This window comes from Veillonella sp. 3_1_44 (assembly GCF_000163715.1).
GTDB lineage: Bacteria > Bacillota > Negativicutes > Veillonellales > Veillonellaceae > Veillonella > Veillonella parvula_A.
Map to the genome: position 1 here is coordinate 133,746 of NZ_GG770200.1, position 26,984 is coordinate 160,729.

16 protein-coding genes and 3 CRISPR repeat arrays are annotated in these 26,984 nt (G+C 35.3%); of the genes, 14 read left to right on the forward strand and 2 right to left on the reverse strand.

The genetic code is table 11. The annotated features are described in order from the left end of the window. Positions 1–167: 167 nt before the first annotated feature. Entirely contained in the window at positions 168–2,009 is a 1,842-nt protein-coding gene (locus tag HMPREF0873_RS04315) for a DUF262 domain-containing protein (RefSeq protein WP_008714597.1), read from the forward strand. A gap of 525 nt (positions 2,010–2,534) precedes the next feature. Then, entirely contained in the window at positions 2,535–3,305 is a 771-nt protein-coding gene (gene cas6, locus HMPREF0873_RS04320; protein WP_038125626.1) for a CRISPR system precrRNA processing endoribonuclease RAMP protein Cas6, read from the forward strand. A gap of 281 nt (positions 3,306–3,586) precedes the next feature. After that, a CRISPR array of direct repeats spans positions 3,587–4,493; the repeat unit is 35 nt; unit sequence GTTGCAACAGTGCTTACCGTTTACGGTATTGAAAC. A gap of 806 nt (positions 4,494–5,299) precedes the next feature. Here the strand turns inward: cas6 (HMPREF0873_RS04320) and HMPREF0873_RS04325 are convergent. After that, entirely contained in the window at positions 5,300–7,669 is a 2,370-nt protein-coding gene (locus HMPREF0873_RS04325; protein WP_232192005.1) for a hypothetical protein, read from the reverse strand. Between the two features lie 168 nt (positions 7,670–7,837). Between HMPREF0873_RS04325 and HMPREF0873_RS04330 the strand changes: the two genes are divergently transcribed. Beyond that, a complete protein-coding gene (locus HMPREF0873_RS04330; RefSeq protein ID WP_038125628.1) occupies positions 7,838–9,982 on the forward strand; it encodes a TM1812 family CRISPR-associated protein in 2,145 nt (714 codons plus the stop codon). Positions 9,983–10,042: 60 nt separating this feature from the next. Here HMPREF0873_RS04330 and HMPREF0873_RS04335 read toward each other — a convergent pair whose 3' ends face one another. Continuing rightward, positions 10,043–12,061: a hypothetical protein gene (locus HMPREF0873_RS04335; protein WP_008714604.1), complete on the reverse strand. Its 2,019-nt coding sequence runs from the start codon at positions 12,059–12,061 to the stop codon at positions 10,043–10,045. Positions 12,062–12,881: 820 nt separating this feature from the next. Then, positions 12,882–13,495: direct repeats of the CRISPR family, unit length 35 nt; unit sequence GTTGCAACAGTACTTACCGTTTACGGTATTGAAAC. A gap of 1,282 nt (positions 13,496–14,777) precedes the next feature. Beyond that, positions 14,778–15,547: direct repeats of the CRISPR family, unit length 31 nt; unit sequence CAACAGTGCTTACCGTTTACGGTATTGAAAC. Between the two features lie 525 nt (positions 15,548–16,072). Here HMPREF0873_RS04335 and HMPREF0873_RS04340 point away from each other — a divergent pair. The 11 genes from HMPREF0873_RS04340 (at position 16,073) to cas6 (HMPREF0873_RS04390) (ending at position 26,982) form a co-directional block, all read left to right on the forward strand. Then, positions 16,073–16,471, forward strand: coding sequence for a DUF805 domain-containing protein (locus HMPREF0873_RS04340; RefSeq protein WP_232192006.1), 399 nt, complete (start codon positions 16,073–16,075; stop codon positions 16,469–16,471). Between the two features lie 114 nt (positions 16,472–16,585). Beyond that, a complete protein-coding gene (gene cas2 / locus HMPREF0873_RS04345; protein ID WP_232192007.1) occupies positions 16,586–16,861 on the forward strand; it encodes a CRISPR-associated endonuclease Cas2 in 276 nt (91 codons plus the stop codon). A 17-nt stretch (positions 16,862–16,878) separates the two neighbouring features. Beyond that, the gene (gene cas1, locus HMPREF0873_RS04350) at positions 16,879–17,874 is read left to right on the forward strand and encodes a CRISPR-associated endonuclease Cas1 (protein WP_232192008.1); all 996 of its coding nucleotides are present in this window, start codon (positions 16,879–16,881) and stop codon (positions 17,872–17,874) included. A gap of 192 nt (positions 17,875–18,066) precedes the next feature. After that, positions 18,067–18,432 (forward strand): hypothetical protein, encoded by a 366-nt coding sequence (locus HMPREF0873_RS04355; RefSeq protein WP_008601959.1) that lies wholly within the window; start codon positions 18,067–18,069, stop codon positions 18,430–18,432. 30 nt (positions 18,433–18,462) lie between these two features. Further along, a complete protein-coding gene (locus HMPREF0873_RS04360; protein WP_008714611.1) occupies positions 18,463–20,064 on the forward strand; it encodes a hypothetical protein in 1,602 nt (533 codons plus the stop codon). Between the two features lie 2 nt (positions 20,065–20,066). Beyond that, entirely contained in the window at positions 20,067–20,714 is a 648-nt protein-coding gene (locus tag HMPREF0873_RS04365) for an RAMP superfamily CRISPR-associated protein (RefSeq protein WP_038125630.1), read from the forward strand. After that, positions 20,702–22,282: a hypothetical protein gene (locus HMPREF0873_RS04370; RefSeq protein ID WP_038125632.1), complete on the forward strand. Its 1,581-nt coding sequence runs from the start codon at positions 20,702–20,704 to the stop codon at positions 22,280–22,282. Before HMPREF0873_RS04365 ends, HMPREF0873_RS04370 begins: the two co-directional genes overlap by 13 nt. A gap of 13 nt (positions 22,283–22,295) precedes the next feature. Continuing rightward, a complete protein-coding gene (locus HMPREF0873_RS04375; RefSeq protein WP_008714613.1) occupies positions 22,296–23,630 on the forward strand; it encodes an RAMP superfamily CRISPR-associated protein in 1,335 nt (444 codons plus the stop codon). Further along, positions 23,623–24,186 carry a CRISPR-associated protein Csx19 gene (gene csx19 / locus HMPREF0873_RS04380; RefSeq protein ID WP_038125633.1) on the forward strand — a complete coding sequence of 188 codons (564 nt, stop codon included), beginning with the start codon at positions 23,623–23,625 and terminating at the stop codon, positions 24,184–24,186. The genes HMPREF0873_RS04375 and csx19 overlap by 8 nt, the downstream gene beginning before the upstream one ends. Before the next feature lies 1 nt (position 24,187). Next, positions 24,188–26,179, forward strand: coding sequence for a TIGR03986 family CRISPR-associated RAMP protein (locus tag HMPREF0873_RS04385; RefSeq protein ID WP_008714617.1), 1,992 nt, complete (start codon positions 24,188–24,190; stop codon positions 26,177–26,179). Next, positions 26,179–26,982: a CRISPR system precrRNA processing endoribonuclease RAMP protein Cas6 gene (gene cas6, locus HMPREF0873_RS04390; RefSeq protein ID WP_008714618.1), complete on the forward strand. Its 804-nt coding sequence runs from the start codon at positions 26,179–26,181 to the stop codon at positions 26,980–26,982. Before HMPREF0873_RS04385 ends, cas6 (HMPREF0873_RS04390) begins: the two co-directional genes overlap by 1 nt. Positions 26,983–26,984 lie beyond the last annotated feature (2 nt).

Below are 26,984 nucleotides of genomic sequence, written 5' to 3' on the forward strand. Positions count from 1 at the left end.
AAGTTTTAAAGACAAAAATAACCACTCTTATTTATAGGGTGGTTATTTTATGTAATGAAGATTTTCCTTCTTTGGTTAGTCTAATATATTTAAAGTGTTGATCTTCATCTTATTTTTATGATCTAATAGAGATAAGTTAAACTAAATTTTGGTATGGGGAGGATATCATGGCTGAAATTACGTCCTTAATGAAGGATATTAAGGGGATATTAGATAATAAAAATCAATTTGTTATACCTGATTTTCAACGGAGTTTTGTATGGACAGATAAAGATGTAGATACACTTTTTTCTGATTTTAAGGAAGATACAGATAATTACACGGATAGGCTTGATACGTTGCCTGGGTATTTATTAGGCAATATTGTTTTGATTAGCAATGAAAATAATCCGACTAGATTTGATGTGATTGATGGTCAGCAAAGGCTTACAACATTAACGCTCATTTTCTGTGCATTAAATAATTTATTTATGGATATTGTGGAAGAGACGCGTCGAAATTTAGGTGCCAATGCAGATATGTGGATGGGGCATACATTTAGCTTTAAAGAGTACTTTAGAATACTAGATAATAATTTACAGTTTGTAGATTATAAGATTCTTCATACTCAGGATTTAGATTTTAAAGAGACTTATAAAAGTATCATCAAGCAAGGTGCTCTAGTGAGTGATGAGGATAATACAAGTGCTAATAACTTAGAGGCTGTTTATGAATCTATTCTTCAGCATTTAAGAAGCATTTATGATGATGAGCCTCAGAAATTATTGTATTTCTTGCAGTATTTAACTACTAAAGTTAAGTTAATTGAAACTACAGCACCATCGATTGAACGTGCATTCCAGTTGTTTGAGATTTTAAATAATCGTGGTCAGTCTTTAGAGCCATTAGATCTTTTAAAAAATTACTTACTGAAAAATCTTACCTCTGCACCTGGCATTACACAGAATCAGATTAAGGACTTCTCTGACAGTTGGAGTCAGTTCTTGAAAAATCTGAAAGATACAGGCAAATCAAAAGCGATTGAAACATCTACTTTCATTAAACATTTTATTATTGGTACAAAAGCAATTAATGTAAAGAAGAAGGATTTGTTTGAACATTTTAAAGACAATGAACTCGTAGCTAACGATATTTTGCAACTTTCATCAGATATCAATTCTATCAGTAAGGTCTATGCTAGTATCAATAAAGATCCACTATCTAACGATTTTTTGTCTAATGATGATGGGATGTATACGTTATTTACATTGTTTAATACCGTTCAAATTCATCCGTTGTTAATGCCGTTCTATAATGCTCCACGTGTAGATAAGGTGCGACTTGTTGATGCGGCTGTGAGATATGTAGCAGCAGTAATATTTTCGTATACACAGACGAATGCTATTGAAGCGGAATTGCCTGAAATTATAGAAAAGATTTTGCATGAATCTGATCCAGCACGCAGACTAGAGGTTGCAGTAACAGAGTTAGAGTTACGAACAAAACCATATGTCGACTTGATTCGTGCTTTATTGCCTGTGAAAGATTTTGGCTCTAAAGACAAGAAAAAAGCACCAAAAGCATTCCAAATTCTTAAATTTATCGAGCTATACTTGAACCAAAAAGACAGTATAAAAACAAATAAAAAGATTGAGTTAGAACATATCATGCCACAAGCTGCAGATAATGCAAATTACTCCTTTGATGATGAAGACACTCGAAAGGAATATCTGAATCATCTAGGTAATTTGACGCTTTTAGATAAGAGTTTAAATGCCTCTGTTAAGAATGGTAGTTTTGCTGATAAATTAGATCATTATAAAGCCTGTGAATTTGTTATTACAAGAGCTTTGGCAGAAGAAATAGACAGCCCTGTTCAAAATCAACAACCTTTAATTAACTTCCAAAATACATATTTTACAGTGGATAACCCTGAACAAATAACATATTGGGATAAAACTCAAATTGACGAACGAGGTCAAAAACTTGTAGAAGTCTTGGAAAAATTATTATTAAAACAAGTTCCATAATGTAATACAGAATAAAGCTGTTAAGGATAATAGAACCATTCGTGCTATAGTTCATATAATAAGAATGGTTCTATTGTTATTTTCCTTTATGATTTATGTGATATAATAAACGTATATTTTAGCTTTAGAAATTAAATCTACGTTCTTATGATAGTTGGTGTAATTAAAATACATAATCCCTATTAGGTAGGGGACGGTATCCCTACTGCGTTTTTGGCAATAATCATATCAGCTTGTAACTAAGCTAATCAGAATAATCCCCATTAGGGGACGGAAACCCTCCAGTCATATTATTTGCGTTTATACGGATATATTTATTATGATTAAATAAAATGGGGCCGGATTCTTATCTCAAATACTTATATGAAGACAAATAGCCAGTATATTCTTTTTAGTGGATATACTGGTTTTTTGTATAAATCTAGTGATTTTCTATTGGTTTTAATCAGAACTAACTATATAATGAAAACGATAAAGCATGTTTATGATATTTATGTCATGAGCATAGTGGAAGGAGGCATTTTATTGACTAATACTGTAGAGATTATGTCTGTAGAGCTAGTTATAGCGGCTGATCCATCTATAAAAATTGTACAGTCCATAGGTAGTGTTTTACATGGTGTACTGATGGAGGTTGTAGGTACAGAGTATGCAGGTCAGTTACATGAATCTGGCTTACGTCCTTATAGCCAATATATTTATTTTGATAAAGATAAAAAACAATATATATGGCGTCTTTCAGCTGTAACAGCTGACGCAGTTAATCGCATAGTAAGACCTACGTTAGAGATATGTGAGAAAATTTTTTTAAAGCAAAAACGAGGTCATATATATATTAAAAGCAGAACTATTTTGGAAGAAACCTGTTACGAGGCTTTAATCAATAAGTTCTGGAGTAGTGATTCATCATATACTCAGGCCAAATTACATTGCATGAGTACTACAAGTTTTAAGGTGGATCAACAATATACAATCTTTCCTGAAGCATTTCGTATTTATCGGTATTTGTTACGTCAATGGAATCAATTTAGTACCTTTGGAACGATGGATACAGACTTACTTTTAGGTGCTCTCGAGACTGGAGCTTTTATTAAAGATTACAATCTACGCATGGGTATATATGGTCTTGAAGGTGTAAAAATCCGAGGCTTTCGTGGGCAAGTCGTTATGCAATTTAAAAGGAATCCAGAGTTGCAAAGGATTTTGGCGTTGTTGAGTTACTATAGCGAATTTACTGGACTAGGTATTAAAACGGCACTTGGCATGGGCGGTGTGAAGAGCGAAATTATAGTTTAGTTTTATGAAAGTATCTAAATTAATATATTAATGGTAATACTGATAGCTAAGTGATTTAATTCTTTTTGAAAACAAATGAAAAGAAAATGAGTTTAATTATTGACGTAAAATCTATAAATCCTTATAATAACTGTAATCTTAGAAAAATCATTTACCACTAGTATTTACCTATGCTCATCGACATTTTAGAGCCAATGGGAGCACAATTTGACCGTTTACGGTGTGAGGTTTGCCAAAACCTATTTTTAAGCCCCATGAATACTGGCTTTCTAAGACACGCTGTTGCAACAGTGCTTACCGTTTACGGTATTGAAACTCACTTGTATCATATCTTTCATTATCTCTAATTCTTATCGTTGCAACAGTGCTTACCGTTTACGGTATTGAAACGCCATTTGAATCCTCCTTGCGAAAGCCTTGTGCTACCGTTGCAACAGTGCTTACCGTTTACGGTATTGAAACCCACTGAAGTGAGCGTTGATTTTAGCCGTTACTTCTTTTTTTGGTTGCAACAGTGCTTACCGTTTACGGTATTGAAACTTCAGGATTGAGGTCAGTAGATATATCTCGACCAACGAGTTGCAACAGTGCTTACCGTTTACGGTATTGAAACCCAGTTCCGCCGAATGAACCTTTTTTATAAGACTCAAGGTTGCAACAGTGCTTACCGTTTACGGTATTGAAACTGATTCATCTTTAGTAGATCTGCACAATTCAGAAAGTTGCAACAGTGCTTACCGTTTACGGTATTGAAACTAAATGATTGTTTTATCATTAGTGTGTCTAATGACGATAGTTGCAACAGTGCTTACCGTTTACGGTATTGAAACTATAATACATCGCCTTCTTTTAATTCTCCATGTTGCAACAGTGCTTACCGTTTACGGTATTGAAACTATACAAACTATTTGATTTGTCTTAGATCTGCATAACGTTGCAACAGTGCTTACCGTTTACGGTATTGAAACTCTCCCAAACCACGGATAAGACCTTTTAGTACTTCATTTGGAGTGTTGCAACAGTACTTACCGTTTACGGTATTGAAACTCGCATATCACGAATGTTATTCTCGATTTCTCTGAGTTGCAACAGTACTTACTGTTTATGGTATTGAAACAATCGAACTAGCTTGCCGATATGAGAACGGCTTTTAGTTGCAACAGTACTTACCGTTATGATATATGTCGCAGACTGTGAGATAGAAGTGGCACAGCGCAACGATGAAATCCCCATATTGCAGGTATCTATACAGATTGAAGGTAAATAAAGGTGATAAGGGGTTGCACTATATTTTTATATCTAATAGAAAACGAGTGAATTTTTTGATTCACTCGTTTTTTAGTCTTAGTTTTTTTGAATTTGGTTATATTAGATTTCATCCTATACTAAAGATGTAGCCGATAAGCGGTAATAATTTTAATATGCTTAGGGTATCTTAGTTTTGTATTAAATCATTGGTAGCTTGTTGGGGATTGTAGAAAATATGTATAGTGTTAGGTATAGGAGGTAGTATATGAACGTTAATTGGAATGGATTATTCTAATAATAGTATATTTAGTTGTAATGATAGGAGGGATGTTATGTCGCCTTTAGCAGTGGATTCTGCAGTAGCAGTGTTAGTAGCGGTGCTTGATGCACTTGAAGAGTAATTTTATTTATGTATGTTGATCGGTTAAAGTTTGTAAGGTGGTGATATTTTGAGTAAGTATAGAATTGGATTAGAAAAGTAATTATTTTGTTAAATTGTATAGACAGTTAATCATATGTCAGGCTTCATACTATCTCGAACAGAGCGTAGTAAGTGACCTCGGTTTTTTGGATTCGTTAAGTTTTAGTACATAGTATTATTGTATAATTGGTGTAGATTTTGATTTGGATACAAGAAAGTTAAAGGACCTAGTGCATAGAGATATGTGACTAGGTCTTTTAGTTTATTAAAAGGATAGCTCTATTGTATATAAAGATATCCTTTTAATCGTATAATTTTATAAATATTAGATACTAGGGGCATGAATGAGTGCTGTTTTATAAATTGCTTCTAGTTGCTTTTTTAACGGACTATCATCTGTAATTCGGACTGCACAGCCTAGTTTTAATAAATGTCGTAAGATATCTATTTCCTGGAAGGGAAGATAGCTAACTTCAATGGTAAACTCTTCATCGTTGATATCTTTAGCTTGAATTGTATAGTTGCTAAAATAGTTAAAGCAACGATCAACTGCATTGTTTGCATCGTACAAGGTAAATGTTACGGTTCGCTTTGATTCATCTCTATAGTTAGCATATATAGTTTCTATATCTTCTAGTCGTGGTGCAGCCGTTTTTATGATATTAGATTCATTGCGTAGTGGATAGTCTAAAAAGGTATCCGTTGCATGGTCATAGGCAATAAGCGTATAGCCATTGCTTCCTACAGAGTATTCTATCCGACAAGGAGATAGCTCCTTATCTTGAATCATGATACGTTCGTTATTTTGGATAGCTTGTAAGCACTGGGTGATTACTTGCATTGTTAACGGAGTATCGTCTGTCATGGTTGGAACACGTGTCCATGATCCTTTTGGAAAGGTAGTGTCTACAGTTTTTAATTCAGTAGATAATATTTGACATAGCTCTGGTGAAAGCAGCCAGTTAGCTCGAATATCAGAAATGAGGTCCTTTAAGAACATTCTTTCAGCATCAGAGATAATAATAAGAGGTAAATCTGGAAGAATAGACTCAACCTCTTCGCCATTTTCATTCGGCTCTACTAATGCATCGGCTAGAAATTGCTCATAATCATCATTCCGCAATGTTTTTTTGTATGGGGCTGGCGTGAGCAGCCTACGATGATTAATTAATCCTTCTATATCTTGTTTTGTATGGACAACACCATTAATTAAGTCTAATTGCAATTGGTATTGTGTCGTAAAGGTAATAGCATTGATATCGTTTAAAACGGATGATACATAGGTACCATCTAAGTCTTTGTCTTTTTTAGTTCTGTTATTATCAGATTCTTTTCTTTGGAGTGGATGAAGGAATCGATTAATTTTCTTTCGCTTTTTATATCCTTCTGGTTCTACAAAATCTATATTTAAAGAGGCGTATAAATTATTGTAGAATTTATCCTTAATACTGGATTTGTTTGTGTATGTAATATATACATAAGGTAAATAGCTACGTAATTGCGGTAATAATTGTAATGCATCTTGTACTTCTAGTTGTAATTCTATATATTCATCTGTTCTTGAGAGCACTGTTAGTGACTCTTTGAAATGACGAATAAATTTATCGTAGACCAACTCATAATCTTTTAAGGTCAAGAAGTGAATGATACAAGTATCAAATGTTTTATCTCTTGTTTGTATTTTTGGTACAGTATTAGTACTGTTATATTTTGTAACCTCAAGAGACTTGATGCGATCAATACGATTCCATTGGATACGTCCATTATTAATACTACATAGTATATTTTTATTTTCCCCATAATAGGTTTGTAACGCTAATGGACTAACGATTTCCCTAGGTTTCCCAGATTCATAAAAGGATAGACGCACCTTTTTTTGTCGATGTAAGGCATCGGCTAAAGGGTAGAAAATATCTCCATCAATTACATTATTTGGGTTATTATCCTTGAAAGAAAAATATGTATTATTAAAGTCATAGTACATACACTTTTGTTGGTCTTTTAAAGAAAAGTCATTAATTAAATACATAATTTTCTTGAGTAAGATATGACCTGCTGCTGAAGTAATAGAAACATTAGTATAAAAGAATACTGCCATTGCTAGCTCTTGCAACTGCTGTTTTGATAGTTCCTTTATAATAGTTGGTTTTATTGAATATGTATAGCCTTTTGTGAGCTCTGTTTTGGTGATAGCACCTAAAATTTCTAATGTCTTTACTTGGCGTTGAATATATTGTTGGTCAATAATGCAAGGTGGCTCTTGTTTTTTATTTCGTTGTTCATATAGGTTTTCTACTAAATCAATATAGTGATCCAAGTATGGTTCTTGGTTTAAATTAGTATATAAATCTGTAATAGTTACATCATCGTTTGCTCCAATATATGATAAGATGCAGAGCTGTACATAAATTTGTTCTGGAACGGCAGCATATAATTCATATAAATTGTTAAGATAATTATAGCCATCTACAAAATCATCTTTTGCCAAATGATGAATGGATGTTTTCCCAATTCTTTGCGTGTAAATGTGACGTATGATATCAAAATAATCAAGGCGACGAATCATATCGTCGTGCTGACTTTCTTTGATACCACGAACTGTTGCTTTACCTCTATTATGGTTCCCGAAGGTTAAGCTGCGGATAAATTGGCGCATACTAGCTAAATCATTTAGATAATTAGTTGTTGTTGCCATTATTGACTCCCTTTTAAATATGTACATTCCCGACTGTACAAAACGATTCTTAATTATGAATATAACATGATACAATATAAAATGTAAGGATAAAATTCGAGGTTAGGTTCTGATAATACACGGATGACCAAGTGTAGTTAATCAATTAATGTAAGTTTGGTGAAAGCTATGGCAATTCATAATATATTTTTATCTTTTTTGAGTAAGGTGTCTAATACGAGTATAAAGACGATTGTAAATGCAGATATGGAAGATGCTATTCGTAGTAGCATTGCCACGAATGAGTCGTCTTTGAAATATATTTTATACCATACATGGAAGGATGAAAAAACAAGAGATATATCCTTTGATAAGATATATTTATTATGTACTGATGGTGTAATGGCACATCAAAGTAATAGTCCATCATCTTATGATATCTTTGTTAATCAAATGTGTAAGTTTTATAACGTGATGGGCCACAATGAGCAGGCCTTTTTTGATGCTCTTGATCATGTCCCATGTGGTACAGACTTAGATGATATTAGTCGTATTAAGTCTAGCATCATTGAGATGTCAAAGAAGATTCTTGATTTTAAAGATACTTTCACCAATGATAAAGATGAGGTCCGCCTCTATATGGATATCACTGGTGGCCCACGCAATGCAGCTATGATTCTCCTTGTTATTAGTAGACTGCTCGCCTATCATGGTATCATTGTTGATGATGTATATTACTCTGGTTATAAGGAGATTGAGAACGGCCCAGGAGAAATTACAGTTCATAAAGTGCTAGATATTTATGAGCTATTTGATATTATTGCAGGATTTGAAGAGTTTAAACTATTTGGTAGTGCCAAAAAATTAAATACTTATTTTAAGCCTCCTGAAAATATTGGAACAGGTAATATTGAATCGACTGCTACCGCTACAAAAAAATTGCTAAAAGCCATGGACAGCTTTTCAGAAGCTATTAATATTTCAAGCCGTGGTGCATTTGAAAAATCTATAGCTCGTCTTGATGATAGCTTATCCTTAGTACATAGTATGGCAAATAATACAGATAACAATAAGACCTTTGACCAAGAATTAATTGAATTATTGCATAAACCTATTGAGCAGTCATATACTACCCTTTTACAACATCATCGTAATCATGCCTCTGATGAACTAGCCTATATTGACTGGTGTTTAGATCATGATTATTTGCAACAAGCACTTACCTTATTTTGTGAATATGTACCGGAATACGCAGTAGATAAAGGTATTATAGAGTGTGATCCACTCGTGTTTAATGCATATTATGAAGATACGCAACAGAATAAAGAAAAGAGATTGCTCCAAGCTGCTATAAACGCATGGAATAGAGCGGGGAATAATATCCAGTTTAGTGCATTTTATAATGTAGTCATGCCCGATCATGATAAGAAAACTTCTGAAAAAGATGTACGGTCTATGCCTATGCGCTTATTTAATTCTATTAATAACGCTCGTATGCAATGCTTGGCAGCTATGATAAATGCAAAAAAAGATGAAGTAGCTCCTAATATCGATAAAGTAATTACTTATTATATTAAATTCGTAAGAAACGAAAAAAAGAAAATACAAATTGTTGAAAGAGACCTCCAAAAGCAGAAAGAACGTATTCATCTGATGGTGGATGAAGAAACTATTAAACTTAGAGAAAAATGTGAGGTTCTCTTAAATCAATATGGGTTTACACTTTATTTACAAGACGGTAGATATGCTGATAATTATACATTATTAGAATATATTTCGTTTTTACAAGATATTCTAGAAAGCTCAGAGAATATAGAGAACTTTAATAATATATTAGAGTCATTGTGTAAAAATATAATATCTGAAGTTTTAAGTAAAGAGGAATATAAAGAGTATATTATTTGTGATGCAGATAATTCTTCGTTTAGGTTGAAAAAAACAAGTATGTTAGCGCGTAATATGGTATGTAATGCTATATTAAATCATTTAATTGAAGAAAAAAAATATAAGGCATATAAGAGTCTTATTATGCATCAATTACCAGATACTAAAGATAGTGCAGTTACTGCGGCTGAGCTTTTGTTATCACAACGAAAACCGTATGATAAAGGGGTTCCTTTATTTGAGGTTTCGGGTGTATATATTCCGCATGTAGCATTAGAGGATGTAACTAAGACAATGAAGTTTATTGAGCAATACTTTGAGATAAAAAAGGCACGTAATGATAGTAATTATGCGAATAAAGAAGCATTATGTAAATATACTACTTCACAAGAATTGCTATATGAGATGCGCAAATGTGTGGCAATGGCAAGAGAATTGAGCAGAAAATAGGATATTTAATATAAGAGGCTATAGATAATAATAATCTATAGCCTTTTGGTTTTTATGAAATTATTGTTGATTATACGTACAGATATACTCACGAACCTCACGAATATCGTTAAGACATTGTTTTAATTCCCTTTTTATGTCTTCACTTTCAATAAACTGGCCCCGTTTTTCTTCACGTGCATGTGCCGTATCATTTCGACTACCTTTTAATGTTCTATAAAGGTTTAATATGCGAGCTACTTGTGTTATTTTTTCTGGATTGCTTTTTAATACTGAATTAAGTGTGAGTCCATCTATTCCATAAAGTTGATGGGGGAATAAATCTATTGGATATTGATATGATACAAAATTAGCAAATAGAAAACGATATATATCATCATTGTTTGAGTTCGTGAAGATTGAAATAAATGCATCTCTTACCTTAAAGAGTTTATTAGTGTCGTTAAGTGTAATTTCATATTGATCATTAACTGTTACAACATTGCTAGGTAAATCTTTAATTTCTTTTAATTGCTGTACAAGTGCAGCAGTAAAATATCTTCTAATATCTTTACTGAACTCATTTATACCTACAATAGATTTGGTATTTATACCTATATTACTGATAAGTCGAAGTAGCTTACTAGGCACATTAACATTATTATTGGTAAACGTTTTGTATTTCAAATAATTATGTGGCTCTTTTTCTGCTTCTTTTAAGATTATTTGATTAATATCGTTTATTAGTTGCTCTTCAAATTTAGGGTATTGTGTATCCTCTCTAGTAATGTTAGTGCTAATGTTATTTTTCTTGTTTTTTAAAGTTCGTTGGATAATTTGCTTAGACTCTTTTGAAAAATCACCACTAAAGTATTTCAGTAATACGCTTTTTATTTTATTATTAATCTTAGTCGCTCTATTGTTTACGATTTCCATTGTTTTGGCGGTATACTCATTAATCGTATTAAAGTTCTCCATAGAGGCACTCAATTCATTGTCTGAGTCTGTAGGGAAGATTGTGTCGTCTAAAATAATCATTTTAGATTCTAAAATAGCACGAGGTACAAATTCAGCGAATAGTGCTAAGGCTTGCTGTAGATAACCATTAGCTAGGCACCAATCAATGTATGCTAAATCGTCTTCTTTATTAGCTAGCACTGTTTTATAGTTATTTTGAATTTTGCCACTCATTAATTTGAGTGCCTCAATTTCAAAGTTTTTATGGTTTTCCCTATTATTTGCAGGTATTTCTTGTTTAGAGGATTCGATATCTGTTAAAAGTTTATGAATGTCCTCCATGGATCTTTGGAACATACCGCGACTAGATAGACGAACGGCTTCTGAAAAATCTCCCATGCTAGAGATTAGTTCTTTGATTTGGACATCGGGGTTATCTAAGGTGTTTACATAGTTTTTTAATGTATCAACACTACCAAATTGGTTGAACTCAGCAAATCCTGTAATCATATCGTAAATATTATAGATGGAGTTCCCTTCATATACTCGCACTATGCTATTGTTATTTGCATTTACATTGGCATATAAAATAGATCCAATTTCAATACCTTGAAAAGCTACTAGTCTAATGATGGCAATCATCAGCATAATAGCTGTTCGTGGGCCACCAGATAAGTCTACATGTAAGATAACCCTGTCGTCAGATGACTTGCTTTTGTAATATTCCATTATAGCTTGAGACATATCTATGATGCTGTCCTTTAGATTGTCTATATAGTCGATGTCACCACAATCTATATAATTAATTGTTTCTGGGTCCCACGTAATAGGTATACTGGTTTTATTGATATAATCACACATTTGCTCTTCAAATACGTTTAGGCTTGATATGGTAGATTCTTTAAACGTATTCTCCATTTCTGGTGATTTAAAAAAGAATAGCTTATCTAATTTGAAAGCAGAGTTCTCTTTTCTTTTATTATGTAAAAGATACTTTAAAGCGGATTCATTGGTTTGACGGATGACATCAAAGGGAGCTATCTCAGTAAGATTAACAACTGTTTTTTCTAGCTTTTGCGGATTATATGGATTATCTTTCGTATGTAAGGTGCTTAAAAATGTTAGGTAAATATGATGTTCCATAATATGGCTCCTAGAGAATCGAGAATTAAAAATGAAGCTTTTATGAATACTATACCAAATTTTATATAAATTACATAGAGCCTAGCCCATAGTAAAATAATAGATATATAAGCGAATCTTAAAATTTATGTTTACGTCTTAGTTTTCTTGAATAGGGATATATGGGTTCACATTTTATAATAACCTTGTAACCTAAATAAAATACCTTTTGATTCATAAAACCAAAGATTCGTTCTACTTTTATGAACTCATAGGTAGACCGGATTAGTTCATACTTTAGATGGTTAATTTAAGTTCATATAATAAGGAGGTAACATGTGTAGAAAGATTAGTCGTGTAGATATGTAATTGTACTTTTGTTGTTTCAAGCTTTTAGTATTGGAGGAGGTGTTTGTATGGCACTATTTGTTGAGTTTGGTTTAGTTCATGTTTGTGTTGAGGAGTAATTTTGATCATTATAATTGAATCTGATGTTAATTAGACCTATTCATATGATGTCTCATATGAGTAGGTCTTTTATATATGTAACATTTGGTCACAATCATTTTCTACTGTAATAAATGTATTATAAAATTTGCTGAATATAAGTTTTATCTGTATTTGGCTAAGATGATTAAAAAAGAAAATGATAAGGAATATTGACGCCAAATTCAAAAAACCTTATAATAACTGTAATCTTAGAAAAATCATTTACCACCAGTATTTACCTATGTTCATGAGCATTTTTAATCTAAGGGGAGCACAAACTGACCGTTTTCGGTATGAGGTTTTCCAAAACCTATTTTTTAGCCCCATGAATACTGGCTTTCTGAGAGACACTGTTGCAACAGTACTTACCGTTTACGGTATTGAAACTAGCAAAAACTTCAGTATGACGAACACCAACAATCTGTTGCAACAGTACTTACCGTTTACGGTATTGAAACTGTTCTGCTGTTCTATTGCTTGTTGTAATCACTTTTTTAGTTGCAACAGTACTTACCGTTTACGGTATTGAAACTTAATAAACTAACGATAGATAGGTACTGCTATCTTGTCGTTGCAACAGTACTTACCGTTTACGGTATTGAAACTTTAAGAATGTTAAGTTTGTCATGATTATATCCTCGTTGCAACAGTACTTACCGTTTACGGTATTGAAACTATCAAATTCTTTGATATCTTTTCGTAGATATTTATCAGTTGCAACAGTACTTACCGTTTACGGTATTGAAACCCACATGCAAAACCATGTGCTACAGCATAATAAGGCAGTTGCAACAGTACTTACCGTTTACGGTATTGAAACTGAGACTGCCATATTAATAAATTGAGTCATGTTAGATTGTTGCAACAGTACTTACCGTTTATGGTATTGAAACTCATAGCTCATGAATGCCATGCTATCGCCTTTGGATAGTTGTAACAGCACTTATCGTTTACGGTATGCGCAGAAGGGTGCTAGACTGCAGAGGAGAGAAGCGACGATGAGGTCCGCACATCTCAAGTACCTGAACGAAGTGAAGGTAAAACGAAGGTGACAAAGTAACAGTTTTTATCGTTTATAATTGTGTATTTTCATATTTAATGTAAAAGGGTGAATCTTTAGATTCACCCTTTTTTGCGTCTTAGTTTTTTTGAATATGGACTTGTCGATTTTCATTCTATAATTATTTTGTAGCCCAAAGGGAAATACTATGAATTATAAAGATGATAGTTCGCCTTAGTTTTTATGAATTCAATTGTATCTTTGATAAGGTTATACTATGGATAGTTAATTTAGTCATATGAGTTGGGAGGTAATGAATGACTTGTAGAATTGGATATTTGAAATTGTAAATGTCAAAGGATTTGTTTTGTTTATATGTATTTTAGGAGGAATTAATATGCTACCATTATTTGCAGCAGCAGCGGCCGCAGCCGCATGGGAAGGTTTTGCAGCAGGTGTATTATTAGGTGTGTCCGTATATCAAGCCGTTAAGTCTGATGACTAGTTGTTGGTTGATATATTAAGAAAGGTAGATGATAGTATGTATCCATATATAGGCTTTGCCGTAGGATTAATAGTATGTAAATTATTTGAGGACTAATGTAAGGAGAAAATAGTATGAAACAATTGTTACAATATAAATTAGTAGAAAACAGGAGATGTAAGTTTTAAGGATTGTATTAAAAGGTTTTAATTGTAATGAGGTAAAAATATGGATGAACTATTGGATCTAGTAATAGAAATAGCTGTTGATGAAGCAGTAGATTTTGTACTAGACGAATTATTTGATTGAGTATAGGAGAGGTGTACATGTCAACTCTAATAGGATTATTATTGCTGTATATATTCGCTTGGTATCTTGAGGCTTAATAGTAGAAATAATGATGGAATATAATTGTATATAGGCCTATTCATATGATGATGTATGGATAGGTCTTTTTATATGTAGTAGATAGACTAAATCCTTTTTTAGGTAGTCAAATTAAGTTAAAGGTTGTTAAACTTAGATACTATCTTCATTTAATTAAAAATAAGCCATAAGTCAGAAAGAAAACGATAAAGAATATTGACGTAAAATCGAGAAACCCTTATAATTACTGTAACCTTAGAAAAATCATTTACCACTAGTATTTACTTATGCTTATCGGTATTTTTGATCTAATGGGAGCCCAATCTGACCGTTTACGGTGTGAGGTTTGCCAAAACTTAATTTTAAGCCCCATGAATACTGGCTTTCTGAGGTATGCTGTTACAACAGTGCTTACCGTTTACGGTATTGAAACGAACATAATTAGAAATTTTACTCATAGGAGAACTCATTAAGTTACAACAGTGCTTACCGTTTACGGTATTGAAACGTAGGGGCTTAGCCTCTATCCTTTCTTTGCTTAGTTGCAACAGTGCTTACCGTTTACGGTATTGAAACCGTAATGATGCTGCAGACATAGCGATTGTTGCATACTCGTTGCAACAGTGCTTACCGTTTACGGTATTGAAACCGATAGATAGGTACTGCAACCTTATCGCCAGGTTTAATAGGTTGCAACAGTGCTTACCGTTTACGGTATTGAAACATAGCACATGAGCGAATTCACCCCTAGCGCTATGAGGGAGTTGCAACAGTGCTTACCGTTTACGGTATTGAAACCCTTCTAATTCTGCGCGTTTGCCTTTAGAGTTGATTCCTAAGTTGCAACAGTACTTACCGTTTACGGTATTGAAACTAGCTTCAGCCCATCTATAAGGAACTTGATATTTATCAGTTGCAACAGTACTTACCGTTTACGGTATTGAAACCCGACATACAGTTGCGTCGGCTTTCCGTATTTGTCAGTTGCAACAGTACTTACCGTTTACGGTATTGAAACAAAGTTTCTCTTTGCTGTATCATTACTTCACCTTAAGTCGAGTTGCAACAGTACCTACCGTTTACGGTATTGAAACGAGTCCCAGTACATCAGACCAGCCCCATCATTATTATAAGTTGCAACAATATTTACCGTTTACGGTATTGAAACGCTCGGAGATAATTGGATCACCTACTATTTCGCAAATGTAGTTGCAACAGTACTTACCGGTTACGATGTGCGCAGAAGGGTGCGAGACAACAGAGGCGCAAAGCGACGATGAGGTCCGCACATCTCAAATACCTGAACAAAGTGAAGGTGAAACAGATATGATGAGGTAATAGTCTTACCGTTTACGGTATTGAAACACGTCAGAATTTGTATTTGCAGTGATTTCTTTTTTCCAGAAAAAGTTGCAACAGCACTTACCATTTACAGTATGCGTCGAAGAATGTGAATATCTAACTTAAAAATTACATAATAATAAAGAACTGTGTTCTTGTGTATGTCACACAAAGATACAGTTCTTTTTTTTGTTCCTAGTTTTTCTGATTAGTTCACTTTCAGTATGATTCGTATAATGAACTCAACAAGTTTAATTGGTCTTATATAGGAGGTAGTATATGGCAATGTTGTTTTTAACTTTATTGGTGTGGTTTGTATTACCATCACGGAATGATTATTAAGGAGGGTATTATGGAAAATTTACAGCAAGAATTAAAGTCTATGTTGTCCTTATCAGGGCGTATGAATCGTCGCTCTTATTTTATGAATTTGTTGATGATTATTGGTATTGGCTATCTTGGGGGCCTTTGTATTAGTCTTGCCCCTGTATCAAAGTTTTTCTGGGTATTGGGTTGGTCAATCATAGGGTATTCTGTTGTTCGAGAGTTAGCTATTGCATCGCGACGTATTCATGATTTAAATGGACCAACTTATTTAGCAGGTATTTATATTGTGGCCGCTATAATAGCTATTTTTGAGCCCACTTTGGCTAAAATAATGGGATTTGTAAAAATTGGTTTAGTGCTGATGCCAGGGGATGAAGATCCTAATCATTATGGTGAAAGACCGGATTCAATGATTGTTGTTTAGTAAAGGAGTAAATGGAATGACTGGCTTCATAGGGATATTTTTATGTGGGATTGTATTGCTTATGATTTTTGATTCTCTGACTAATGGTAGAAAGTAAAGATACAGGAGGTTCTGATGCGGTATCTTATTTCTTATGATATTTCCGATACTAAAATTAGAAATAAGGTAGTTAAGTATTTAGAATCCTTCTGTTACCGCGTACAGTATAGTGTGTTTTTATGTGTTTATGCTCACGTTAGAGTAGAAACGATTGCCAAAAAGCTCGAGGTGCTAACACAAGGGGATGAAACACGGCGCCTCCTCATCGTCTCTATTTCTGACACAGCTAAGACACCTATATGGTGTAATAAAATGATTCCATTAACAGAGGATAAGATGTTGATTATTTAATTTTCTAGGAGGTTGTGATGTTAGAAACTTTATATGTAATGACACCTGGTATATCGATACGACAAGATGGAGGATTGTTAGTACTTGAAAAAGATCATTCTGTTATTAAAGAAATTCCTATAGCGACTGTATCAAATCTTGTATTAGGCCGAACGATTCAAATTTCTACGCAGGTTATGTTTTCTTTAGTGAAGCAAGGTTCTCTCATTCAGTTTGTAGATTATAAGTATCAGCTTGTAGGAATCTTAGGGGATGAGCATACGACTTTACAACGTTTGTTGTGGCAAGTAGCATGCTTTCAAAATCAAGAATTTGCCTTAGATGGGGCAAAATATATTGTTCGACGTAAGATTAAAGGTCAGATAGCCTTGTTGAATCAGTACAAAAAGAGTAAATGCATTCCAAATTTTGTGGCCGTACATAGAACGATGCAAGCGTTGCTGAAACGTGTAGAAAGAACAAAAAAAGTAGACACATTACGTGGTATAGAGGGATTAGCATCTAGGACTTATTTTTCTGTATTAGGGCATGTATTATCTGAACCATGGGAATTTTCTGGGCGTAAACGTCATCCTAGCCCTGATCCTGTTAACGCTATCTTGAGTTATGGCTATTCGTTTTTAGAACGGGAAGTCCGTGCCTGTTTACTGACTGCTGGTTTAGATGTACGCATAGGTGTTCTACATAGCACGAATAATCGAAAGGATAGTTTAGTGTACGATGTAATGGATATATTTAGACAAGATATAATCGATCGCTTTGTATTAAAACTATTGAATCGTCATATGATACTCCCTGAAGATTTTGATCTATCAGAACGAGGTTGTTTTTTATCTAAAGAGACCAATAAGAAATGGGTGGAGCTTTATGAGGACTATATGAAAGCGGAGCTTTCTCGCCTTGATAATCTAGCACCAAGAAAATGGATTCAACAAGAAATACAAGCTTTTATTTCATATCTCAAATCGTTAGGTGAAACAGTAGATATTGAAAAATCTGAGAATATATCTTGATAGTAGGGGCTGATGTATATGTAAAAATATGGTATTAGCCTATACATTCGTGTAATTATATACAATTTATAAAATATGAAAAATCTTTCATAAATCATGTATTTATGAGTGATTTTTTTTATACGATTTGCTATTATTAAAGATGAATAATAAATGAATTCTGTTTTGTAGTTTGTATAGTGAGGAGTGGTTATGTTTATCAATCATACGAATCATCCTTCTCAATATTGGTCGGATGAACAGTTGGCAGCAGCTCATCAATATGGTGAGGTGGTAGATATACCATTTCCCCTCATTGATCCAGCGTTACCATCTGGTGAAATTGGGCAGCTAGTACAGGAATATGCAGGGAGGATTATAAGTCTCAATCCACAGGCTGTCTTGTGCCAGGGGGAATTTGTATACTGTCACGCTTTAGTGGAACGACTATTAGCAGTGGGAATTACTGTATTAGTAGCCACTAGTGAGCGCTTGGTGAGTGAATCTTACGAAGCAGGCATAAATGAGAAAATCGTCAACTTTCAGTTTGTTCAATTTCGAGAATATTGTCATTTATAAATGTTGTGTTAATAGGTAAGGAGTGAGCCTATGCAAGTAAATGCCATATTGTTTGATGTGCAGTCTATTCAAAAGTATATTTTTGCTAACAATAAACTGAAGGCTAATGTTGGAGCATCGTTTATTGTGGATAGATTGTTTGAGTATGTATTGTGTAAAGAAATTATCAATAAGCTTGGGGTAGAGGCTGACACTACATCTTGGTTGACTCGTAGTGATAGCATTACATCTCTTCCAGAACCTGTATACGTTGCGTATATTGGCGGCGGTAATGCTCTGGTTCTTATAGATGATAAACATGAAAGTTTGGTTCAAGATATTGTTAAGAAATTTACGACTCAAGTTTTGGTGCAGTATCCAGGTCTAAAAGTAGGTGCCACAACTGGTCACATTACTCTTGATGGAACACAGTTTTCTGCAGATCTTGGCCAATTATATAAACAATTGAAAGCTAATCAATTTGCATTGAATCCAATTGTGCATCCTGCTAATACAGGTTTGACAACCATTTGTGATTTCAGTGGTGAGGTAGCAGATACAACGCAAAGCTTTGGTGATGACAAGCGCTTAGTTGCTACATCCTTCACAGCTAAATTTGAAGCCTTTGAGGCTGCGAATAGCCGTTTAAAAATAGACTTATTTGGTACGGAAACGACTGATTGGGTATTTCCATCTGAATTTGAAGAGTTAGGTCAAAACCAATCTACCGAAAAGAGTAAAACAGGAATTAATGATATTGCAATCGTTCATATCGATGGTAATAACATGGGTGCTCACTTTAGACAATGTAAAACATTAGAAGAACGAAGTGCTCTTTCTAAACGTGTAGCTACAAAGACATTGGAGAGCTTTAAAGCATTGGTGCAATGGATTATTGATAAATACGATATTCTTGATGAAAACCTCGAATTGTCTAAGAATATGTTGCCAATCCGTCCGATTATCATTGGTGGCGATGATATTACTTTTATTTGCAATGCTCGTATTGCAGTGCAAGCCTCTCACTATTTAATGCAACAACTCTTGAGTGATAAGAACAGCATATCCATTTCTTCTTGTGCTGGTATTGCTGTAATTCCTACGTCTTACCCATTCTTTAGAGGCTATGAAATGGCAGAGCAGCTTTGCGATAGCGCTAAATCTAAAATGCGTGAATATAATGCGGTGCACAAGGTTAATGAGTCTTGTTGGATGGATTTTGCCTTCCTTCATGGTGAAACAGCACCTACCTTGGAGCAGTTTTTCGCTAATGAATATAGTAGCTTAACCGGTAATATGCATTTTGGGCCATATCAAGTGTTTAATGATAATATTGAGGCTGAAAAAGATATATTTGCTCTTTCAAAATTATTAGAGTGTACACATCAATTTATTTTGGTTAAGGATAAAGCATATTCAGGTGATTTACTGGCTCATAATAAGGTCAAAGAATTGCGTTCTGTATTACAAGATAATGAACATATGTGGACTGTATTCCTCGAGCAGCTGCGCAACACTAATAAATTTATGCCTACTGTGTCTGGTTGGGATGCTTTCAAAGAAAAACTATGGGCTAAGGTAAATGGTAAAATGCGTACGCCATATGTTGATGCCATAGAATTAATGGATTATGTTTTGCCTGGATTGGAGTAAGTATGTACACATTAACTATTAAATTATTGTCGCCAACGATGCTTATGTCCGGCCAAGGCGATGTCAACACGGACAGCACTATCGTCCATGATCGTTATGGAATTCCTTTTATTCCTGCTAAACGTGTGCGTGGTGTTTTATATGAAAGTGCCATTGAAGTAGCTGAAATGATGCATGCCGCAGGTTTGAATACCTTTACTATTGATGATGTAAAGGTATTGTTTAATCGCCTTGAAGGTGCAGAGGATAACCCTAGATTATCTATTTCTAATTTAACAATTGCTGATTATGACGTGGTAGCTAGTGAATTAGCGGCTCTTGAAGAGCAATATCCAGCAGTGTTTACGAAGGAACGTGTCCTCGAAGAGTACACATCTATGCGTTATTACACATCTATCGATCAAGTAACAGGTACAGCACTAGAGGGGACGTTGCATAACTCTCGCGTTCTCAATAGAGGTCTTGCTTTCAGTGGTCAAATCGATGTGGAAGATATGACGGAATTAGAACGATTGATTTTAGCATGTGCAGTGCGTAATTTGACTGGCATTGGTGGTAAACGTAACCGCGGCTTTGGTCAAGTGGAATGCATAATTGATGACACATCTTTTGATTTAGAATCTTTAGGGGGTACATTATGGAACAAGTAAATATTACGATTACTGTTAAATCCCCAACGCTTATTGCGAATTCCTCCACAGCAGGTGTATTAACATCTACACGTGGCTCCATTGATGGACGAGTATTACGCGGTCTTTTTGCATCTCAGTTTATTTCCTCTCATAAGCTTGGTAGAGAGGCTCATAAAAATCAAGATTTTATGAAGTTATTCTATGGTGACTTGCGATTTGTTGCTGCCTATAAGCATACGCCAAAAGGTACGTCTTTCCCAGCGCCGTTGAGCTTACAAAAGAACAAAAATTCAGAAGGCTATGCCAGTGATGATGTCGTAGACTTCTACACTGGTAAAGATATTTTGGGTTTTAAAGGTGTTAAAGGTTTTGTTATTGTAGATGGCAAAGAATGTAGCCCTGTACAAATTGAAACGGCTATTAAATTACATATGTCTCGTTCCTTAGAGCAAGAACGTGTGCAAGGTCGCAGTAATGAGGGCAGAAATATTTTTAACTATGAATACATTGAACCAAATCAAGTGTTTGTTGGCTGTGTGGTGGGGCCTAAAGCTACATTAGAAGAGTTTGTACGTCAATTCCCTAAACAGTTGGATTGTCATATCGGTCGCTCTCGTCGTACTGAATATGGTTATTGTCTCGTTGAAATTGGTGATATTACAGCTGTTCCAACGCCAGTAAATAGTGGTAACTCTGTATATGTAAGACTTCATACGCCATTAGTGCTAGGTAATGAGTCTATTGGTCATGTAGTAGCTCAAGCAGTCCAATCAATTGGTTTAGATATTTCTGTAGGTACGGTGTTTGCCTCTTATCAAGAGGAGCAAAGCTTTAATAGTATTTGGGGCGTTCGTAGTAGCGCTGAAGCGTCTGCATCAGCTGGTAGTATCGTAGAGCTTGTAAAGGAATCTGGTTGGTCTCAAGATGATCTAGATAAACTACAAAATATCTTGTATAACGGCATGGGTACTCGACTTCAAGAGGGCTACGGTCAAGGCCGTTTATGGATTCCTGGCGAGTTCAAACTAGTGAAATTAGGTAAGCAAGAAGTACCTAAGCTCAAATCTTTACATATGCCAACCCAAGAAATTGCAAAAAAGGTATTGGAAAAACAAGTTATTGTAAATGCTCGTTTGCGTGCTGCTCACGATGTAGATACGTATATTAAACGTACTATGTCTAGAAGTGGTATATCTAAGCATTTTGCATCTGTACTATTGACTGAACTTGGTACAAATCATGAAACTGGTCATAAGCAATTACAACAATTCTTGGAAGACAAGAAGGCAGAAGGGCAAAAGAAAAATGAGCCTAGAGTTATTGAAAAGAACTTGCGTGAGTTCCATTTAGAGCATGCTTATACGCGCAGTGAAACAAAACGTGTTAACTTGATGGAGTATATCATTGATTTTGATGCGCCTACATTAGTGGCAGCTTGTTTAGCAAAATCTGGCGAAAGTGGAACATACTACGAAATTCCTGCTGAATTAGTCGATATGGTAGGGCTCGACAAACAAAAACTTTCAAATGTAGTGGCCTACGAATATTGGACATATTTCTTTAGACATATTAGAAAGATTAAGTAAGGAGGACCGTCGTATGTTAAACTCTGCAAGTGTAATAGGGCGGTACACTCTAACTGGTACTGTCAATCTCACAAGCCCTCTCGTTATTCGAGCTGGTGTTAGTAATGATATTTTAAATGATACAGTAGATGATATCGTGGTAACATATCACGATGGCCAACCATTCATTCCTGGTACATCCTTAGCAGGCGTATTGCGCCAAGCGATTCAAGGCCTTGAACCTGTATCTGAAGATGTATTATTTGGTTCCATTGATGACAAAGGTACACAAAGCGCATTACAGATCAATGATATTCCATTAGATAATACAAATATTGTCGTTCGTGATGGCATCTGTATAGACGATGTGCGTGGTGTCACTAAAGATGGCGCAAAATATGACTTTGAAGTCATCGAGTCTGGTGCGACTGGTCGATTGCGTATCGATTGCGTGATTCGTCAATGCCACGAAAATCAAGCGGATAAGATTGAGCGAGCTCTTGTAGCGTTAGCTAATCTACTTAAAAACGGCATCTCCATTGGTGCTCGTACGGTGAATGGTTTAGGTCGCGTAACATGTAAAGATATTTCTTTAGAGCATTATGACTTCACTAAGCCAGAACATGTAAAAGCGTGGTTACTACGTAAAGCGGGTACATCTGTTGCTATTCCTGAGCGATGCATGATTGCTGAAAAAGACCTTGTTATAGATATAGAATGCTGCTTAGAAGATACAGTTCTTATTAAATCTATTTTCGAAGAGGCTTGGGAAGATAAGTCCGTAGCTCTCTTTATTCCAGGTACATCCATTAAGGGCGTATTACGTCACCATTGTAGCCGTATACTACAGGCGTTAAGCCGTAGCAATCAAGCGGTGGATGCACTCTTTGGCTATAGCATTGAAAAAACAAATGAAAGCCGTAAAGGTCGTGTCATGGTAGATGAAGTTTACTTTGATAAATCTTTTATACAAGAGGAACAACCTCGCATTCGAGTGGACCGCTTTACAGGTGGTGCCATGAATGGTGCTTTATTCCAAGACCATCCTGTACGTAAGAGTAAAGGTAAACAGTTAGTATTTCCATTGCATATGACTGTTAAAGACTGTAGTGATAGTGAAGCGGGCCTTGTGCTACTCCTTGTAAAAGATCTTATGACAGGTCAAATTACGTTGGGCGCTAATCGTACAATCGGTTATGGTCGCATTAAAGGTAACTCTGTTGCGGTTCAATATCATGGTGAAAGCTATGGTATCGATGGTACTGGTAAGGTTACGGAAGGTGAATCCACTAAACTTGAAGCTTTGGTACAAGCGTTACATCAATCTACAGAGGATACAATGTTAGCTAAGGAGGGTGCTCATGAGTAAACAATTACATAGCCATGAAGGTGTATATACACGTACTTGCGGCACATGCGGCCCTACAGCTAATGTGAACGTACTAGCTGTAGTAAATGAATACATGAAACAAGAGGGCCGAGTTATTACTTGGTCTGTCCATGAAGTTAAATGGGGCTATTACAAGCAAGGTGGCTTCCAATTTTCTGATGGAACAACTGATATAGACTTGGCATATCTACAAGATATGCGTATCTTTAATGAAACGGAAGAATTGCGTCTCACCATACAACATGGTGAGATTGTGTATCGCTATATTAACGATGAAGCTGGTGAACCTGTAACATACGTTGATTCTTCCTCCCGTATGATTGGTGAAGTTGATGCAGGTCGTACTCAGTTGAACCGAGTAGAAGGATTTACAAGCTTAGTTGATACAGGACGTAAACTTTCACAAATTATCCCTGTATTCACAATAAAACAATACTGTTATTTAACGACACGCAATTACATTGGCTATTTAGATAATCATCAAGCGAGCTATACAGATTATCGATATGTCAAAATCGTAGATAAGGAGGTCTAGTATGGCAAAAACAATCGCTGACAGACAGAAGGCTAGTCGTGCTCGTTTAGAAGAAGTTAATGGACAGGATTATGTAGAACAACAAAGTAAAAAAAATAGTCCAAAAAAATCTTCTTCTTATAATCATAATAATTCCAATAATAATCAAAATAGCAGTAATCGTGGTAAGAGTAGTAAATATCCTACTAGGCCAGCAAGTGCGGCATACAACTTTGTACGCTTGCCAGAGCATGTAATTCCAGCTGAGTTTTACAATGGTCACTTTGAAGGGGTTACAAAAGATGTGCTAAAAGCATACTGTGATCATGTACAACAAGCTGACATGCATACAGGTTATATCGACCTTACGATTACTACTGAAACACCATTATTCATTGGTGGACCGTCTAAACAAGATGAGGAGACACCACTTGAATTTTATGGTGGCCAAGATAATCCTACAATTCCGGGGGCAAGTCTTAAAGGTATGGTAAAACAAATCTTCAAGATTGTTACAGTTAGTAGCTTTAGACCATACCAACGGGGAACGGGGCTTGGTGATTTCGAAGATAGATATCTTTATTTCCGTGATTTTGCAAGCTCTATTAAATCCCTCAAAGAATACTATACTTCTCGTATGGTAGGGGAGGAAAAGAATGGCAAAGGTGAAATGAAGCCTGCTACAAAAGCGACACCAGGCTTTATCATTCAGACTGTAGATAATAACTATTTTGCTGTGCCTAGTAAATCTAGAAAAATGTCTTATACTGATGATTATGAAATGCAGAAGAATAAGAAGGGCAGAGGTTCTATCGATTGGAATGATCAGTATGTAAACATTCATACTGGTAGCATGGACTCTAAAATGTCTTATATGCGTATTACTCGACCTGGTAACTTTACAGATAAGCGCATTCCAATTCTTCAAGAATGTATTGATAGTTATAAAGATGATAAGAACCGCGGTACATTAAACCTATTGGATAAAAAAGTTGGTAAATCTGGCAATGCAGCCAAGAATTATACTCGTTGTAATGATGTTAAGTTTGTAGTGCCATGTTTCTTCTCTGAAAAAGATAGTATCGTAAAGCATTTTGGTCATGGTCGATTTTATCGTATTGCATATGACTTGAAAATTAGTGACCATTTACCAACTACATTAGAGCAACATAATAATGGTGTGGATCTTTGTGATAGTGTATTTGGTTATGGCGATAATTGGGCAGGCCGCTTATCCTTTTCCGATGCTCATGTTGTGGGGCCTGTGAGAATGTGCCAATCCGACTATCCGCATCCATTAATGGGGCCTAATCCAACATCCTTCCAATTGTATTTAGAGCAAGATGTAGATGATCATTCTAATTATAACCATTGGGGGCACGAAAGGGCGTCCATTCGCGGTTATAAAATGTACTGGCATCAACCTTTAGCAAAAGCAAAAGATTGGACTCGTACAAAAGAGGAAAAGGCCATTAAAGGTACTCGTAAAATCCGTCCAGTTGATACTGGCGTCACCTTTAAAAGCCGCATTCATTTTGACCGATTAAGCAGCGTTGAGCTAGGTGCATTGTTGATGTCCCTAGATTTAGATCATTACTCTGGCGGTAATCGTCGTACATACTATAAACTTGGTATGGGGAAATCCATTGGTTTTGGTAGTATTAAACTAGAGTCTGCTGTAACGGTTTTCGATAGTAAAGAACGCTATGGTAGCCTATTCGGTGGTGATACTTGGAATACTGGCGCTAGCATAACTACTCTTAATGAGTATGTAGAATCTTTCACTCAGTATCGCGATAAAGTACTAGGTTCTAACATATCCTCTTATAAAGCTGTGTTAGATGATTTATTCATGATGCTAGATTGGAATATTGCTAATGGCCCAAATGCAGCTAAAAACTGGACTGAAGGTATTTCTATGATGACTATTAAGAATAATAAAATGGATCCTCGTATCAGATTCCGTAGCAAGCTAGATACACCTAAATCCTTCATTGCAAAGTGGTCTAAATAATGCTTGGAACAGTTACTATTGCTTTAGAAGCTCAAAATAGAAGCAGCTTACCTGCCTTTCCTGGGCGATATCTACATGCGGCACTTTTCTCTATTCTTAGTCATGTAGATGCAGATGAGGCTACATGGTGGCATGATATGGAAGGAATAAAGCCTTTCTCACTACAATTATCCTTTAAAGAGCCTCGTCAAGATAATATCATTCGAAGTGGGGATATCTTATATTTACATGTTTCTGTATGGCATAGTGAGTTATGGGGCTTATTAGAAGGTATACCTGAGGGACTGGAGGTCATCTTCGGACGTTTACGTACTACTATTATAGGTATTCGGTATGGCGCACCTTTCAATTTACCTTTGAAAGTAGATAATGAACTAGAGCTCATCAGTCGCCGTCTCTCTGCAAAACCGGCGAAATACATAACCTTTGAGGTTATGATGCCTACATCCTTTAACGGAACCTATGGAGATATAACATTCCCTACATCAAGTCTTATTTTTTCTTCTCTCGTAGATAAATGGAATGCTGGCGATATGACCGATGTATTAGATAAGGATTTAATACGGTCGGTCGTTGACAAGGTTATCCTTGAACGTTGGGAAGGTCATACAAAACGAGTGTTTTATGGTCGTGATCGAGGGCTTACTGGTTTTGTAGGTAAGTTTACCTTTAATATCTCCAAATTAACAGAAGAAGAAAATCAACTGATTACTATTTTGGCTCTTTTTGGACAGCATTGTGGCATAGGTCGTTTGTCTAGCCAAAGTCTTGGTCAAGTGCGTGTGACATTACAAAATAAATAGGA

Excerpts from the sequence above, each read along its gene's own strand:
- HMPREF0873_RS04315 (WP_008714597.1), top strand. The coding sequence starts at position 168 with ATGGCTGAAATTACGTCCTTAATGAAGGATATTAAGGGGATATTAGAT.
- HMPREF0873_RS04325 (WP_232192005.1), bottom strand. The coding sequence starts at position 7,669 with ATGGCAACAACAACTAATTATCTAAATGATTTAGCTAGTATGCGCCAA.
- HMPREF0873_RS04330 (WP_038125628.1), top strand. The coding sequence starts at position 7,838 with ATGGCAATTCATAATATATTTTTATCTTTTTTGAGTAAGGTGTCTAAT.
- HMPREF0873_RS04335 (WP_008714604.1), bottom strand. The coding sequence starts at position 12,061 with ATGGAACATCATATTTACCTAACATTTTTAAGCACCTTACATACGAAA.
- HMPREF0873_RS04340 (WP_232192006.1), top strand. The coding sequence starts at position 16,073 with ATGGAAAATTTACAGCAAGAATTAAAGTCTATGTTGTCCTTATCAGGG.
- cas2 (WP_232192007.1), top strand. The coding sequence starts at position 16,586 with ATGCGGTATCTTATTTCTTATGATATTTCCGATACTAAAATTAGAAAT.
- cas1 (WP_232192008.1), top strand. The coding sequence starts at position 16,879 with ATGTTAGAAACTTTATATGTAATGACACCTGGTATATCGATACGACAA.
- HMPREF0873_RS04355 (WP_008601959.1), top strand. The coding sequence starts at position 18,067 with ATGTTTATCAATCATACGAATCATCCTTCTCAATATTGGTCGGATGAA.
- HMPREF0873_RS04360 (WP_008714611.1), top strand. The coding sequence starts at position 18,463 with ATGCAAGTAAATGCCATATTGTTTGATGTGCAGTCTATTCAAAAGTAT.
- HMPREF0873_RS04365 (WP_038125630.1), top strand. The coding sequence starts at position 20,067 with ATGTACACATTAACTATTAAATTATTGTCGCCAACGATGCTTATGTCC.
- HMPREF0873_RS04370 (WP_038125632.1), top strand. The coding sequence starts at position 20,702 with ATGGAACAAGTAAATATTACGATTACTGTTAAATCCCCAACGCTTATT.
- HMPREF0873_RS04375 (WP_008714613.1), top strand. The coding sequence starts at position 22,296 with ATGTTAAACTCTGCAAGTGTAATAGGGCGGTACACTCTAACTGGTACT.
- csx19 (WP_038125633.1), top strand. The coding sequence starts at position 23,623 with ATGAGTAAACAATTACATAGCCATGAAGGTGTATATACACGTACTTGC.
- HMPREF0873_RS04385 (WP_008714617.1), top strand. The coding sequence starts at position 24,188 with ATGGCAAAAACAATCGCTGACAGACAGAAGGCTAGTCGTGCTCGTTTA.
- cas6 (WP_008714618.1), top strand. The coding sequence starts at position 26,179 with ATGCTTGGAACAGTTACTATTGCTTTAGAAGCTCAAAATAGAAGCAGC.